General features: G+C 56.7%; 9 protein-coding genes and 4 pseudogenes. 9 read left to right on the plus strand and 4 right to left on the minus strand.

What is annotated here, in order from left to right:
* Window positions 1–4: 4 nt before the first annotated feature.
* From AYM40_RS39325 to AYM40_RS30495, 7 genes and pseudogenes are all read left to right on the plus strand, one after another.
* Window positions 5–157, plus strand: a pseudogene (locus tag AYM40_RS39325) (ATP-binding protein); the annotation flags it as partial.
* A gap of 60 nt (window positions 158–217) precedes the next feature.
* Window positions 218–574, plus strand: coding sequence for a hypothetical protein (locus AYM40_RS30470; protein ID WP_236720999.1), 357 nt, complete (start codon window positions 218–220; stop codon window positions 572–574).
* Window positions 465–914 carry a transposase gene (locus tag AYM40_RS43905; protein WP_420488489.1) on the plus strand — a complete coding sequence of 150 codons (450 nt, stop codon included), beginning with the start codon at window positions 465–467 and terminating at the stop codon, window positions 912–914. The genes AYM40_RS30470 and AYM40_RS43905 overlap by 110 nt, the downstream gene beginning before the upstream one ends.
* A 676-nt stretch (window positions 915–1590) precedes the next feature.
* Entirely contained in the window at window positions 1591–2664 is a 1074-nt protein-coding gene (locus tag AYM40_RS30480; RefSeq protein WP_063499745.1) for a zinc-binding dehydrogenase, read from the plus strand.
* Window positions 2665–3306: 642 nt separating this feature from the next.
* A pseudogene (locus AYM40_RS30485) lies at window positions 3307–3552 on the plus strand (NAD-dependent formate dehydrogenase); the annotation flags it as partial.
* Between the two features lie 108 nt (window positions 3553–3660).
* On the plus strand, window positions 3661–5412 hold the full coding sequence (lpdA, locus tag AYM40_RS30490; protein ID WP_082855520.1) for a dihydrolipoyl dehydrogenase: 1752 nt from the start codon (window positions 3661–3663) through the stop codon (window positions 5410–5412).
* Between the two features lie 589 nt (window positions 5413–6001).
* A complete protein-coding gene (locus tag AYM40_RS30495; RefSeq protein ID WP_063499747.1) occupies window positions 6002–6853 on the plus strand; it encodes an alpha/beta fold hydrolase in 852 nt (283 codons plus the stop codon).
* Between the two features lie 265 nt (window positions 6854–7118).
* On the opposite strand, the gene AYM40_RS30500 is transcribed toward AYM40_RS30495, so the two are convergent.
* The gene (locus tag AYM40_RS30500; RefSeq protein ID WP_063499748.1) at window positions 7119–7463 is read right to left on the minus strand and encodes a BON domain-containing protein; all 345 of its coding nucleotides are present in this window, start codon (window positions 7461–7463) and stop codon (window positions 7119–7121) included.
* 298 nt (window positions 7464–7761) lie between these two features.
* Here AYM40_RS30500 and AYM40_RS39335 point away from each other — a divergent pair.
* Window positions 7762–8397: pseudogene (locus AYM40_RS39335) on the plus strand (hypothetical protein); the annotation flags it as partial.
* Here the strand turns inward: AYM40_RS39335 and AYM40_RS39340 are convergent.
* Window positions 8387–8869: pseudogene (locus AYM40_RS39340) on the minus strand (transposase); the annotation flags it as partial. The pseudogenes AYM40_RS39335 and AYM40_RS39340 overlap by 11 nt on opposite strands.
* A gap of 145 nt (window positions 8870–9014) precedes the next feature.
* On the minus strand, window positions 9015–10583 hold the full coding sequence (locus AYM40_RS43405; protein WP_269465778.1) for a methyl-accepting chemotaxis protein: 1569 nt from the start codon (window positions 10581–10583) through the stop codon (window positions 9015–9017).
* Between the two features lie 1316 nt (window positions 10584–11899).
* Between AYM40_RS43405 and AYM40_RS30515 the strand changes: the two genes are divergently transcribed.
* Window positions 11900–13276 (plus strand): short-chain fatty acid transporter, encoded by a 1377-nt coding sequence (locus tag AYM40_RS30515; RefSeq protein ID WP_063500811.1) that lies wholly within the window; start codon window positions 11900–11902, stop codon window positions 13274–13276.
* Window positions 13277–13360: 84 nt separating this feature from the next.
* Here the strand turns inward: AYM40_RS30515 and AYM40_RS30520 are convergent, their stop codons facing one another.
* Window positions 13361–13663 (minus strand): hypothetical protein, encoded by a 303-nt coding sequence (locus tag AYM40_RS30520; RefSeq protein ID WP_063499751.1) that lies wholly within the window; start codon window positions 13661–13663, stop codon window positions 13361–13363.
* Between the last annotated feature and the right edge of the window lie 269 nt (window positions 13664–13932).

A 13932-nucleotide genomic window follows, 5' to 3' on the forward strand; every position in this document is an offset into this window, starting at 1 on the left:
GTTCATCGCATTACAGTTGCCCCTCGAACACTGGCACGCGTGGCTGCAGGATCCAACGCTTGCAGACGCCATTCTTGATCGTCTCGTGCATCAGGCCCACAAGATCCCGCTCAAGGGCGATTCGATGCGCAAAAAGAACAACCCGGTAACTGCGTAGCCCACGGCAACGTTACGCAGTAACGCGCGCGTGAAGCCGTTACGGAGTAACGAAATCAGATTGGAGAAGAACATGGCAAAAACAGCGGCGCAACGGCAAGCCGCGTACAGGGCGCGGCGCCCTCATGCAGGCAATGACGGCAACGGCGAGCGATGCCTGAACGTCTGGATCGACACCCGCGCCTCCCTGGCACTTGCAAGACTGGCGCGTCGTTACGCAGTAACGCAACGGGCGTTGATCGAGCGCCTGGTCATCGCGGAAGATGAACGTACCCTCGCGGAGATTGAACCTGATTCGGTGCAGTGGCATGCGTACTTCGCCGTTACGTCGTTACGCAGTAACGACGACGATCACACGCGTGAAAAAGGAGGAAACATGGCCCCGGTACAACCGGTCATGCTGCCTGAAACCACCTGATCCCGAACACTCACGCTACAATCCATACACTACGCAGCACCGCCCTCCAGCTTGTTCGACTTCACCGAAACGAGCGTTCAGCTTCCCCGAAATCCGCACCCCTGCTCCACGCGGACGTCCCAGAGCCGACCCAAGAGCCGTACTGAACGCAATCTTGTGGGTTGAGCAGAATGGTGAACACTGGAAGCACTTGCCTGCCATTTTTCCGTCGCAACAGACCTGTTACGCCAAATTCATGATTTGGCGGAGCGATGGGACTCTTCAGAAAGTTAAACAGGCGCTGTCCGAGAAGACTGATTCTTCTACATCCATCAGCGATCCAGCCATGTCGCCCTCCTGATTGCAAAAAGAGGCGCTTCAGAACCAGAACATCCGCCGCGCCTTGTGTCTCATTGCGTAGACCGCAGACTGGTATGCGCGCACGCGAGATCGCTTCGATAGCACGCCGCTGCACGTCACCGAATGCAGTGGAACCGCCTGTGCCCGAATTCTAATCAAGCGGCGTCTGGATAGTGTGGATATGACGCTGAGAAGTTGTGAGCCGATCATGACACGCTCCTGCATCTTCAGGACAAGCTTCATCAAAGCCTTGCCACTGAAAGTGCCCCGCATTGACGATCTGGTATCCCTTCGCCAGTCGCCCTACAGAGCTGTAGCGGCATTCGCCGCCGTTCAATCCAAGCTTACTAGTTGCTGGCAGGCGGCTCCGTTAATTGTTCTTAACCATACACATCCGTTCCGCTTAGGAACCATACTCCTTTAACAGTTTCGCCTACCTTCCTATCGAAGACCTCGATCAACGTAACGCTACCGTGGCGCCGACGCCAGGGTAACCACCCGTCCTAAAAACAGCCCGAAGCGACGATACGGCGATACACTGTAATTGTTCTGTCGATTATTTAAGACATCTCACGCCGGAGTTCGGAAATGAAGCCGACGCTCAGGAAACGGATGCTGCGAATCGCGTCGAAATCAACTCGAGAAACCGGGGTCCCGATCCAACGTAGGAGGTTCAGATGAAAATGATGAAAGCTGCAATCTTTGTGGAACCCGGCAGGATTGCGCTGGACGATAAACCCGTGCCCGACATCGGCCCGACGGACGCGCTGATTCGCATCACCACAACGACCATCTGCGGTACAGATATCCACATCCTCAAGGGCGAATACCCCGTGGAGAAGGGGTTGACGCTTGGCCACGAGCCGATCGGCATCATCGAGAAACTCGGCTCGCAGGTGAAGGGCTACGAAGAAGGCCAACGGGTCCTCTGCTCGGCCGTGACCCCTTGCGGTCAATGCGCATCGTGCCTGATGGGCTTCCATTCGCAATGCGGCGGCAAGTCGACCGGTGGCTGGCAGATTGCCGGAGGTTGGAAAATCGGCAACTACCTCGACGGTTGCCAGGCCGAGTATTTCGTAGTCCCTGACGCACAGGCAAACCTGGCGCGGATTCCCGACAACCTTACGGACGAAGATGTCCTGTTGATCCCGGACATCGTCAGCACTGGCTTCTCGGCTGCCGAGTCCGGCGGCGTCAAGATCGGCGACGTTGTCGTTGTCGTCGCTCAAGGGCCGATTGGACTTTGCGCGACCGCTGGCGCTCGCCTGCTCGGCGCTGGGTTGATTATCGCAGTTGACCCAGTCGACGCTCGCCTCGAGAAGGCAAAGACGATGGGCGCGGATATTCTTCTGAATCCAACCCGGTGCGACGTTTTGGAAGAGGTTATGAAACTCACGAATGGCGTCGGCGCCGATGTCGCTCTGGAATGTCTCGGGAGAGATGAGACCATCGCGACCTGCGTCAACGTCACCCGTCCGGGTGGGGCCATTTCCAGCGTGGGTATCTATTCGAAGGCCATTCCTATTCCACTCGATGGATTTGGCGCAGGCCTCGCTAACAAACGCATCATTACCTCGACCTGCCCCGGCGGCAAGGAAAGAATGCGCCGTCTGCTTAACATCGTCTCAACGGGGCGACTCAAGCTCGATCACCTTGTAACTCATCGTTTCTCGCTGGACGACATCCAGGCCGCCTACGACCTGTTCGGCCACCAACGCGATGGTGTGGTGAAGCTGGCAGTCAAGCCTTAGAACTTCGCCGGTCAACTCCGCGCCGACTGTCTGAGGGGCCCTCAGCAAAGGGGGCCCTTCCTTCGCGACGATGCAACGTCCGCAACCTGGATGTGTCGTCTGCACGCCCCCAAAACACAACAACGAAAGTCGTGCTATCTCGACCTCGTCAGCCGGTTCGTCATCCGCCGGAAAAGGCTATGCCTCATCGCTCCGATGGTCCCAACCAATTCGACGGCGCTCCAGACATGAACGCCGATTCGAACGAGGTTTCTCATTCTGACAGTGAAAGCCTCCCGCTTTTCGGCAGGTATTAATTGTCCTGAAGCGACCGCTTATCTCCGAGCTCGCGGCCATACTCTAAATAGACCGAACCGACCGAACACCTCTGAGGTTCACGCCGGTGCAACGCCTGGATGCGAGACCGAAATGCAGCCAAGGAAAGGGCGCGGTGATTCCACCTGAGGAGCGACTAACGACGTTCGGCTTTAACGCGTTATTGGGTTGGCACGGGCAGATCACCACCAGGGCTGATCGGCAAGCTGAAGAAAATGGTCTCTTAGGCAGCAGGAGAGCGGTCCGCATACCGATCAGGACGATTCGTCAATGTGTCGAAACTGCAACGCATTTGCTCTTTCTACCCACCCCTTCAAGGAGTTCCGCATGGCAAAGATCTTGTGTGTGCTTTATCCCGATCCGGTCACTGGGTACTCGCCGAAGTATGCTCGCGACGATATTCCTGTAATCACCCAGTATCCGGGTGGCCAGACGGTGCCGTCGCCCAAAGAGCCGCTTGGCTTCAAACCGGGCGACCTGGTGGGTTGCGTGTCGGGCGAACTGGGTCTGCGCAGCTACCTCGAGAAGAACGACCATGAACTGATCGTCACGAGCGACAAGGACGGCGCGGATTTAGAACGCGGCATCAACGTCTAGGGATTTTGCGCTGAAATGTGGAGCCGCGACCGGCTCACAAACAGCCTTCCACCAAAAGCCGCCTCGTACATCAGGAAGATCAAAATGGCAACGACAGAAGTCAAGGTACCGCAGCTCTCAGAGTCGGTTACGGACGCTACGCTCCTCCAGTGGAAGAAGAAGGCTGGGGAGGCCGTTGCGGAAGATGAGATCCTTATCGAACTGGAGACAGATAAGGTCGTGCTCGAGGTGCCGGCGCCGGCAGCGGGAGTTTTGCAGGCATTGCTCCATCAACAAGGTGACGTGGTACATGCAGGAGACGTTATTGCCGTTATCGACTCGGCTGCGGGTGCTGCTACCGCACCTGCGGCCGCTAAAACAGCCGGGGTCTCAGCCCGCGCCGCCGTAAGCCAGGCCCAGACTGCTGACAACGCACAGTTTGACGTAATCGTCATCGGGTCCGGGCCAGGGGGCTACATAGCGGCAATCCGCGCCGCCCAGCTGGGACGGACGGTTGCCTGTGTCGAACAATGGAAGAACCCGGCAGGAAAGCCGAAACTCGGAGGGACCTGTCTGAATGTAGGGTGCATTCCCTCGAAGGCGCTCCTTGCTTCGTCGGAAGAGTACGAGAACACACTGCATCACTTGCGCGACCACGGAATCGGCGTCGAGAACGTCACACTCGATCTGTCCAAGATGGTAGGTCGCAAAGAAGCAATCGTCGAAAAGATCACGGGCGGCGTGGAATTCCTTTTCCGCAAGAACAAGATTACCTGGCTAAAGGGACACGGCAAGCTTACCGGCAAGTCTGGCAGGGGTATTGGCGTCGAGGTAAGTGGCGACGATGAAACAAAGGCCTATTGGGCAACCGACGTCATCATCGCAACGGGGTCCAAGGCCAGGCATCTCGACGACGTTCCTGTCGACAACGTCATTGTCTCCGATAACGAGGGCGCCCTGTCCTTCGACTCCATACCCAAAAAACTGGCCGTGATTGGCGCGGGAGTCATTGGACTCGAACTGGGCTCAGTGTGGCGTCGGTTGGGTTCGGACGTTACGTTACTGGAAGCCCTGCCGACTTTCTTAGGCGCTACGGACGAAACCGTCGCCAAGGAAGCAGCGAGGCAATTCACCAAACAAGGTCTGAAGATCCATCTGGGCGTAACGCTCGGGAATGTGACGACGAGCGCGACGGGCGTGTCAATCGCCTTCTCCGACAAAGACGGCGCAGATCAGACACTCGACGCCGACCGGCTCATCGTTTCCGTTGGACGCATCCCAAACACCGACAATCTTGGTCTCGACTCGGTTGGCCTGTTCGTGGATGAACGTGGCTGTATTCCGGTTGGCGAGCACTGCTGTACCAACGACCCTCATATCTACGCAGTCGGCGATGTCGTGCGCGGCCCCATGCTGGCCCACAAAGCCGAAGACGAGGGGGTCATGGTTGCCGAAATCATCGATGGGCAGAAGCCGCATATCGACTACAACTGCATCCCTTCGGTCATCTATACGGAACCGGAGATTGCCTGGGTGGGCAAGACCGAGCAGCACCTGAAAGCTGAAGGTCGCGCTATCAAGGTTGGACAATTCCCGATGCTGGCGAACGGCCGCGCCCTGGGCATCGGTCAGACCGAAGGTTTCGTGAAGATCATTGCCGATGCTAAGACCGATGAACTCCTTGGAGTGCACATCATCTCGGTCAATGCGTCGGACCTCATAGCAGAAGCCGTTGTAGCGCTGGAGTTCAAGGCGGCTGCCGAGGATATCGGGATGATCAGCCACCCCCACCCGTCTCTCTCAGAGGTCGTGCGTGAGGCTGCACTGGCCGTCAACAAGCGGGCACTCAACATCTGACCAACAGGAGTGGTCGCCGCAACCCAGATCGACGGTGTAGGCGCGCTCCTTACCTGTTCTCACTTCACGGGCGTCGATTCGCTCCAAGGTGACGAGTCGATGCTTGTGCACGTGCTTACACGCAGCAGGACGCCGTTCCAGCACCGCCAGCGATCGACAAGCTCCACTCCATTGCTCTGATGAACCTCCGGCCCACGCCACCCCTCCGCACGTGGCGCCAAGCCGCACACAACCGCGTGAGTCTTGTTGTCAGCGCAATACACATTTGCGTCGTGACTTGACCTGCGACCCGCCCTCGTGCAACGCCCATCTGGCAGGGCTTCGCGCCGATTGACACCCGACAGAACTGTTTTTTGGAAAAAGGCCACCCCTTTATTTATCATTCGATCATCTATACTTGATGCATGTTGAAGCGTGGCAAGTAAGTCTTCCGCAAATCAAGCGTCAGTCAACCCGCCACGCTGATTTTGGAGCTAAGCACACGGCAACGACCGGGAGTTAAACGTCGGGTAACCGGCGCCGGCGATTCCACTGCAGCTGGCTCTGCGCCGTCACGGCGAGTGGCTGTATTTGCGAGGATTACCAATTCATGAATATGAGAATCGAACCGGCCGCTCTGGAAGAGCCGCAACTGTCCTTTGAGACCGTTCAGTCCGCTATTTCGGTACCTTACGTCGACGTGGGATCCGGGGAACCGCTGCTCTTCGTTCACGGCTCACTGTGCGATTACCGCTATTGGGCACCTCAGGTTTCCGCGTTGTCCGAGGGGTTCCGCAGTATTGCACCGAGCTTGAGTCATTACTGGCCTGCAGCAGAGGCTTGGATTCAAAACGACTTTGGCTGGGAAAACCACGTCACAGAGCTTGCTGAATTTATTGTCGCGCTCGATATTGAGCCGGTCCATCTCGTCGGTCATTCCAGAGGCGGCGGCATCGCCTTGGAGCTCGCCCGTCGACACCCCCGTCTGGTGAAAACCCTCACAGTTGCTGATCCGGCTGGCCCGTTGCAAATCGGCGAGAGCCCGATCACTTCGTTGCCAGCTGCGACCAATACCCTCCGCGCCAAGATAGCGTGCATGATCGAAAGCGGGGATGTAGCCGCCGGACTTGAGTTGTTTGTCGACTCTGTGAGCATGCCCGGCGTGTGGAACAAAAGCAGTGCCAGCTTCCGCGCGATGGCCGTCGACAATGCAAAGACGCTTCCCCTTCAGTTTCAGGAGACGCTTCCGACGCTTTCTTACGAGACGATGCGGGACATCAAGTGCAGAACCCTGCTAATCGAAGGCGCGACCAGTCCAAAGATGTTCCGGAACAACGTTCAAAAACTATCCGAATGGATTGACTTGGCCGAACGCCATACCATCTCCGGGGCGTCCCACGGCATGAACGTTTCCCATGCTGGCGAATTTAACCGGCTTATTCGTTCGTTTGTGTCGTTTTGAGGTGTATTGGCGCTGCTTGAGTCAAAACCAGTGCGGGACAACGCCTCGGCGAATCGGTACCGACGAAAGAATTGTCACCAAAGTTGCCAGCGCGCTTGTCATCCTGACACGTTCCCGACTGCGTCCATCAGATGTCGGGGACATGTCAACAAGAGTGAAATCTCAGAACTTTTCAGCAGTGGTCAAGGACCCAAACCCAACAGCGATACCATCATGCATCCGCGAGTGGCGTCTCGACGATCAATCACGATCCCAGTTCGCACGTTCAACTTCCATGCTCTCTGATCACGATGTGGTTCGCGACCGACTTCACTTGCGGCGCCCTGTGCGCGGCATCTTCCGCCATCTGGATTTGTGGCGCGTCAGTCACCGACCCGCTCAATGTGACGACGCCGCCTCGCGCGACGACGGTAATGCCGTTCGAACTCAGCCCTTTCGTGGCTGCGAGCTGTTTTCGTACAGCATACTCAGTTTGTCGATTCAGAGTTCTCACCTGCTTCTTGACGTTGACTTGCGACTGGCTCGTCGAATCATCCTGCTGCGCAAACGTTGGTGGAGAAAACAGGGCAATACAAACCGTAACACCAATCAACTTGACCAGATTATTCATCTCTATCTCCATAACTAAAAGGCTCGTCACGGACCTTCGAACGCGGTTTGCCAGACGCTAACCAAACGATTTGTCGGACCTAATTGCTGATCTCGACTCACTCATCTTAGTGCAGCGCATCTGTGCCAAACTCTTAAGCCTTCTTAAGCCTTCTTAAGCCTGTAAGCAGTTTAGAGGTGGATTGAGACCAGTAACGTGAGAAAAGGAAACGGAGTTGATTGCGTCCTGGTCCGGCCGAGCCTGGGTTAAAACGCGCTCATCGTTTGAACTGAATCAACGCATTGCGACTGGGTGACTCATGAAGCGATTCGTTGAAGGCGATGACGGCAAGCAGGTCGCATTAATTCCCGAATGCGTCGACGACTACATCGAACAGGATAACCCGGTCAGAATCATAGATGTCTCCGGCGAGGAACTGGGGCTTGCCGAACTCGGCCTCAACGGCGCCACGCCAGCAGTCACAGGTCGCCCCCTCCTACCATCCGGGCGTAATGCTCAAGGTCTACTACGGCTACCTGAATCGGGCACCTTCAAGCCGGCTTGATGCGATTGAATCCGCCGACCGAACCAGTCCGACGGGTTTCGATGTGAAGACCGTGCGGCTTTACGAGAAGATCGTCCGTTTGCGCCAACAGATGCGCGGACTCGAGCAGATCAGAAAGCAGTTGGTGAAGCAACCGGACAAACAGTTGTCGGTCACGGATCAGAATTCCCGTTCCGTGACCAGTGATGGCAAAAGAACCGGAACGGTCGGCTACAACGTGCAGCCGCCGTGGACACGAAGCATCACCTGATAGTTGAGCACGAGGTGACCAATGTTGGAAACGACCACGGGCAACTCAGCAAGATGGCCGTGTCAGCAAAGAAGGCGATGGGCAAGTCGGGGCTGAAGGTGCTAGTTGATCGAGGCTACTACAGCGGTCCGGGTACGCGTGCTTGAGCCATCCGACGATCTGCTGAGGTGACCACCGCAGCTGACGCTTGCCTGCTACGATGTGCGCCAACATCCGGTGTTCAACCAGTTTACAGACTTTGGGACGCTGCGCCCGATCCCAGGAAAGCTGCTCAGCGCGGCTTGCCCGATAGTCGTCCTGTCCACTCTTACGTTTGATCTCGCGGTAGATGGTGGAGGGGGCCCGTGAAAGTCGCCTGGCTATTGACTGGATCGAATCGCCAGCAACGAGCGCCCGAGATATCTCCTCGCGCTCGGCCAATGTTAGCGCCAGCCGCGAGCAATGTCGCTGTGCCGGCCGGATGCCACCCGTTTCAGCCAGAATCCGTTGCACGGAGGAGTGGTTCCGGTCAAAGAACTGGGCAATATGCTGGAGGGATTCGCCCTTCTGCCAGCGCTCCCACGTCATCGCTTTCTGGGTCTCACTATAGTAGATCCGGCGTCGTTGTTTCATTTGCAACACTCTCACTGCTCACGCAGCTTCTAGTGGATTGCATCGATCGGTTGAATCCGCCCAATTTGAGCGTCTAAAAAAAACACGGCGTCAGTGAGACGCCGTGTCGTAGAACACTTTTCAAATCAGCCGCAGTCGTTCTGGTTCAAGCTGCGACGTGTTTCACGCTGCCGTCGGGCGGCAGCTGGAAGGATTTGACCGACAGCCACAAGTGCTGGGTCTGGTCCTCGAGTGACTGTGCTGCTGCGGCGACCTGTTCCACGAGCGCGGCGTTCTGCTGTGTCACGGTGTCCATTTGGGACATCGCACCGGCTATCTCCTGAATTCCGCCGGACTGAGCCGTAGATGCATCGGAAATCTCCGCGACGATACCGGTGACGCGTTGAACGTCCGACGAAATTGCAGTCATATTACGACCAGCCTCCGACACGAGCGATGCGCCCGTTTCAACGAGCTCGACCGACGCCTGAATGAGCTCTTTCACATCCTTTGCGGCGCTCGCCGAACGCTGTGCCAGTGAACGGACTTCCCCTGCAACGACGGCGAAGCCTCGTCCCTGCTCACCAGCTCGAGCAGCTTCAACCGCTGCGTTCAAAGCCAGGATGTTCGTCTGGAAGGCAATCCCGTCAATCATGGCAATGATGTCAGCCATCCGAACGGATCTCTCGCTGATTTCTTTCATCGTCTCGGTGACTCGCAGGACGGTGAGATGACCACGCTCTGCCGAATGCATCGCCTCGGTCGCCAGCAAGCTTGCCTTTTGAGCATTCTCTGCGTTTGATTGGACGGTGCCCGTGAGCTCGCCCATGCCGGCGGTAGTTTCCTCAAGCGAGGCAGCTTGCTCCTCGGTCCGCGCAGAAAGGCTTATGTTACCGGCCGCAATCTGCTGCGCGGCCGTAGCAATCGCCCCGCTACCGTTTCTCACAAGCGTAACTGTGTCAACCAGGCCAAGACGCATCTCGGCTAGGGCATTCACCAGCGAACCGATTTCGTCGCCAGCGCCCGGCATGTCGTCATGACGCAAATCCCCAAGGGCAATGGCTTTGCATTGTTCGAGGGCGGCCTGCAACGGTGCACCGACCGACGCCCGAATGCTCAAATAGGTAACGCCTGCAGCGATAAGACCACACAGCAGCGCCGCCGCTGTAAGCGCACGAAACATACTGAACGTCGACTGGGCGTCAGCAAATTTCGCTTGCGCAACTCGCGTTCGAGTTTCGTTGAGATTGTCACAGCTTTTCTGAAACGCGACGTAAGCCGCAAATCCATCATTGGACAGCTCTATGAGCCGCCCCTGATCCGGAGTCAGGAGAACGACGGCCAAGTCCCGATAGACTTGTTGCACCTTCGCCAGGCGACTGGCAACGTCGGCGCTGGCACGCTCCTCGTCAGCCGACTTTGGCAACGAATAGTAAAGATTCCACGCCTGATCGGCCCGCTTGCTCACATCCGCTGCCAGGTCCAGCAGTCGCCGCTCCGACTCGTGGTCCTTAGCCAGAGCAGCCCGGTCGAGTGCCACTCGTTGACGAAGCATGAAAATCTGCGTGTCGCCGATTAAAATTGCCCCAGGCAACTGGACGACAAAATTGTCGCGACTTACCCCGTTGCTTACAGTCATCCCCAAAATCCCCATCGTGCCGACCGTAAGAAGAAGCACGGACAACAGCAGCATGGAGACGCTAATACGAGTTTTTATCGAGAAGTTTGAAAGCACGTTTTTACTTAGAAATACTAAATTGTTTTATTGTGAAGCCACGATGTTGTCCTTGCATCACGCATGCATGAAATGCGAACGGAACTGTGCTCAACAACACGGACTGATTTTTTGCGACGTCTAATCCGAACGGTACAGGTGCTAGTGTCGTCCACCTCGTCCGGTAGCGATACAGCTTGCAGTGGCTCTGGAACCGTGACCGTCATCAGTTTGCAAGGCACCCTACAAATTGCATTATTTAGCTAATGATAATTTAAACGCGTGTTAGCCCACTGTCAAGATTGATGTGCGCGCGAGAGCGCGCCACAATTTTGTGCTTACGTCCGCGAAACGTCGCACGCCGGGCTCCAGCAGCCTGAGGTAAACGCTTTTGAGAGTAGCCGCCACAAACGCACCGACCGGCACCACGTTGCGTTGACGCAGTTTTTGAAATGGAGACGGCGGGCAGACATTGCCAAGGAGCTTTGGCAACGTGCAGCGTCCCTTGTATGTCAGGCGTGTCGTTTCCGCCACGGTTTGCAATTGCGGCTTGACGTGCAGCCATGGTTGGGCAACGGAGAACCCACGGCACGCTGGTCCCGCAAAGAAGTAACGAAGAATCCCGGCTCGATGAGGCCCAATGGCTTCGCGAGCCGGCAACTCTCATTGCCGGCAAACAATCCCGGCCTCGTCAATCTGAAGAAGCGCCTCGCGCGTGCGAACGGGATTGGCTTTCGCAGCCTGTTTCTACGATTGCAACGTTACTGCGATCCGCAGATAGGTCGCATGGATACGGACAATAGTCGTTTGGGCCGAACCAGATCAGACTGTCGACACATCGCTCACGCTCTCTGATCGAGATTCGAACCGCGTAATATCTAGTAACATATGTGAGAGACAGGGCGTCGATTCCTCGAGACGCCCTATTCCTAGTTCCATTCACGCGGTGCTCCGTGTGTCGAAAGCCTGCGTTGCCGGCAGCCCATCGCCCCTTGGTCCACTCAAGAATGAGTAAATGAACCGCCGTCGGCTCGTTGCTACTTCGTCGGAGGCGGCAGATAAGAATTGCTTGCGCCTGAGGCTCAATCACCAATCGCAATTTCGCCAGGAGCCAGCGGATTTTTGCCGTCTGTCGCGGTGAGCACGCTTCGTGACTATTCATAAGCAGCTTACGAATGCGAGGGGCAATCGCTGCTGCCCGGCTTGAACGCATGCAACCGCGAATTCCTGTATGTTCCCCCTCCTGATCGCCTCCGCCATGCGCATGGCGTCGACAAATACACCACACGGACCGCAGGCTTACAGTAGAGAAGTCGCACGAACGCACGAGAGCAATGATGAACACGAGACCATCCCCCACACCGGCTGAACCCGAGCGAAGGAACATAGTGACCGCGCTGGTCTACATGTTCGAACGGCTGATGCCGGACCCATTCGTTCTTTCAATAGGTTTGACGTTCGTTGTCATTCTGCTGTCGGTTTTCCTTGCACCCAAGTCGAGCTTTGGAAACATCGTGACCACCTGGTATGGAGGTGCATTCGGAATTCTGGGCTTTGCGTTGCAGATGATCCTGATTCTTGTCACAGGCTATGCAATCGCTGATGCACCAGTTGTCCAGCGCGGCCTCCGCGCATTGGCCTCGCGCGTGCAGACGCCGACAAAGGCGGCCTTGGTTATATTTCCTATGGTCGCGGTTGCAGCCTGGCTAAATTGGGGATTGGGCCTGGTCGTCGGCGCGCTGCTTGCAAGAGAAATTGCCAAGCGTGTAAAGGTTGATTTTGCGTGGCTGGTCGCAGGAAGCTACTCCGCCTGGTCCATTTGCAATAGTGGACTCTCCAGTTCGATTGCGCTCTCGCAGGCGTCGCACGGGAATGCGCTGAATCTTGTCGAAAAGGCAACCGGCCATGTGATTCCATTGAGCCAGACCGTTTTCGCGTCATTCGTGTTTGTCCCAACAATCACCGTCGTAGTTTTGATGACCATCATATTCATCAAAATGCATCCGCAGGAGGCAGACATAACGCTCATTCGCGAGACGGAAGCTCCGGCGGCGACAGACGATCCTCACGCCAGATCTGCTGGTTCGGATTCGCTTGCTTCGAGACTGGAGCAGTCGATGATCGGCACCCTGTTCCTGCTGGCGCTCGGCATCGGATATCTCGCAGTCCAGTGGAGCTCGAAGGGATTCGAGCTGGACATTAACACCACGATCCTGATTTTCCTGCTGGTCGGCTTGGCTCTTCAGCGCCGGCCTATCGCATACGCCGATGCAATCCACCGTGCTGCGCGCCAGACGGGATCAATGCTCCTTCAGTACCCGATGTATGGCGGAGTAATGGGGATCATGAGTGGCACTGGGCTGGCAGCCGTCATCGCGAAGACGTTTGTTGCCGTTGCGTCGGTATCAACGCTTGCTCTGTGGAGCTATCTGAGCTCGCTAATCATCACCCTTCTCATCCCGAGCGCGGGTGGCCACTGGGCAGTTCAAGGTCCATTTGTGCTGCCGGCAGCACTGAGCCTTCATGCGCCGGTCGCGCGGGTGGCGATGGGTGTGGCGATGGCGGAAAACGTCTCCAACATGCTTCAACCGTTCTGGGCGGTTCCTGTCGTGGCTATCGCCGGGATTCGAATCCAGAGAGTGATGGGCTACACGGCCGTGACGTTCGTCGTTTCTCTTTTCGTCTATGCCGTCGCCCTGTGGCTCATTCCGTAGCCATCCAGCGCTCGGAGTTACAGACTCCGACCCGTAGATCCATCGACTGGCCAAAGATTAAAGCGACGCCGCGAATTGCGGGTTTTACGCGTCGGCCCCACGCCGGTTAGCTACGCCTGTGAGTCTTGCGGCTGGATTCGCGGCGATCACTGGCGCCGAAGCGGGCGGTTGACTCGACGATTCAGCGTCCTTGCCATCGTCAACAACAGTCGCGCCATCAATCATTTGCTTTAGCGCAAGGCTCGACGGGATGACATACATCGAGCCATCTCCTTCGGATCGGTATGCGGCAAAGGAGAAAGACGCACCATCTGCCGTGACGGTATTGTTATCCCCCCGCTTGAACGTCATCGCCGCATCGGCGCCGCAAGTCACGCTGCCGGCCAACGCGTCCGCGCTCGTCCGATAGAAATTCGACAGCGTTATATTTATGCGTCCCTTCAGTCATGCGTCAATTTGTGCCCGCGTATGCTTCGCATTGTCCACGGCCTCGAGTGAACTAACGATGTGCCTGGAAACAACCCCGCTCACAATCGACTGGACCGTTTGCTTTGTGCCGGGATTCCAGCAGGCATTCAAAAGCTTTTCATCTGGTTTCTGCTGGCAACCCGCCAGCCTAGCCCCTGTAACCAACAGAATGCGCGCGCAAATGCCCA

Origin of the sequence: Paraburkholderia phytofirmans OLGA172 (genome assembly GCF_001634365.1) — a bacterium.
In the GTDB taxonomy this organism is placed as follows: domain Bacteria; phylum Pseudomonadota; class Gammaproteobacteria; order Burkholderiales; family Burkholderiaceae; genus Paraburkholderia.

Bases quoted from the DNA above. Each gene is read 5' to 3' on its own strand.
- AYM40_RS43905 (WP_420488489.1), top strand. From the start codon at position 465: ATGCGTACTTCGCCGTTACGTCGTTACGCAGTAACGACGACGATCACA.
- AYM40_RS30480 (WP_063499745.1), top strand. From the start codon at position 1,591: ATGAAAATGATGAAAGCTGCAATCTTTGTGGAACCCGGCAGGATTGCG.
- AYM40_RS30515 (WP_063500811.1), top strand. From the start codon at position 11,900: ATGAACACGAGACCATCCCCCACACCGGCTGAACCCGAGCGAAGGAAC.
- AYM40_RS30495 (WP_063499747.1), top strand. From the start codon at position 6,002: ATGAATATGAGAATCGAACCGGCCGCTCTGGAAGAGCCGCAACTGTCC.
- AYM40_RS30500 (WP_063499748.1), bottom strand. From the start codon at position 7,463: ATGAATAATCTGGTCAAGTTGATTGGTGTTACGGTTTGTATTGCCCTG.
- lpdA (WP_082855520.1), top strand. From the start codon at position 3,661: ATGGCAACGACAGAAGTCAAGGTACCGCAGCTCTCAGAGTCGGTTACG.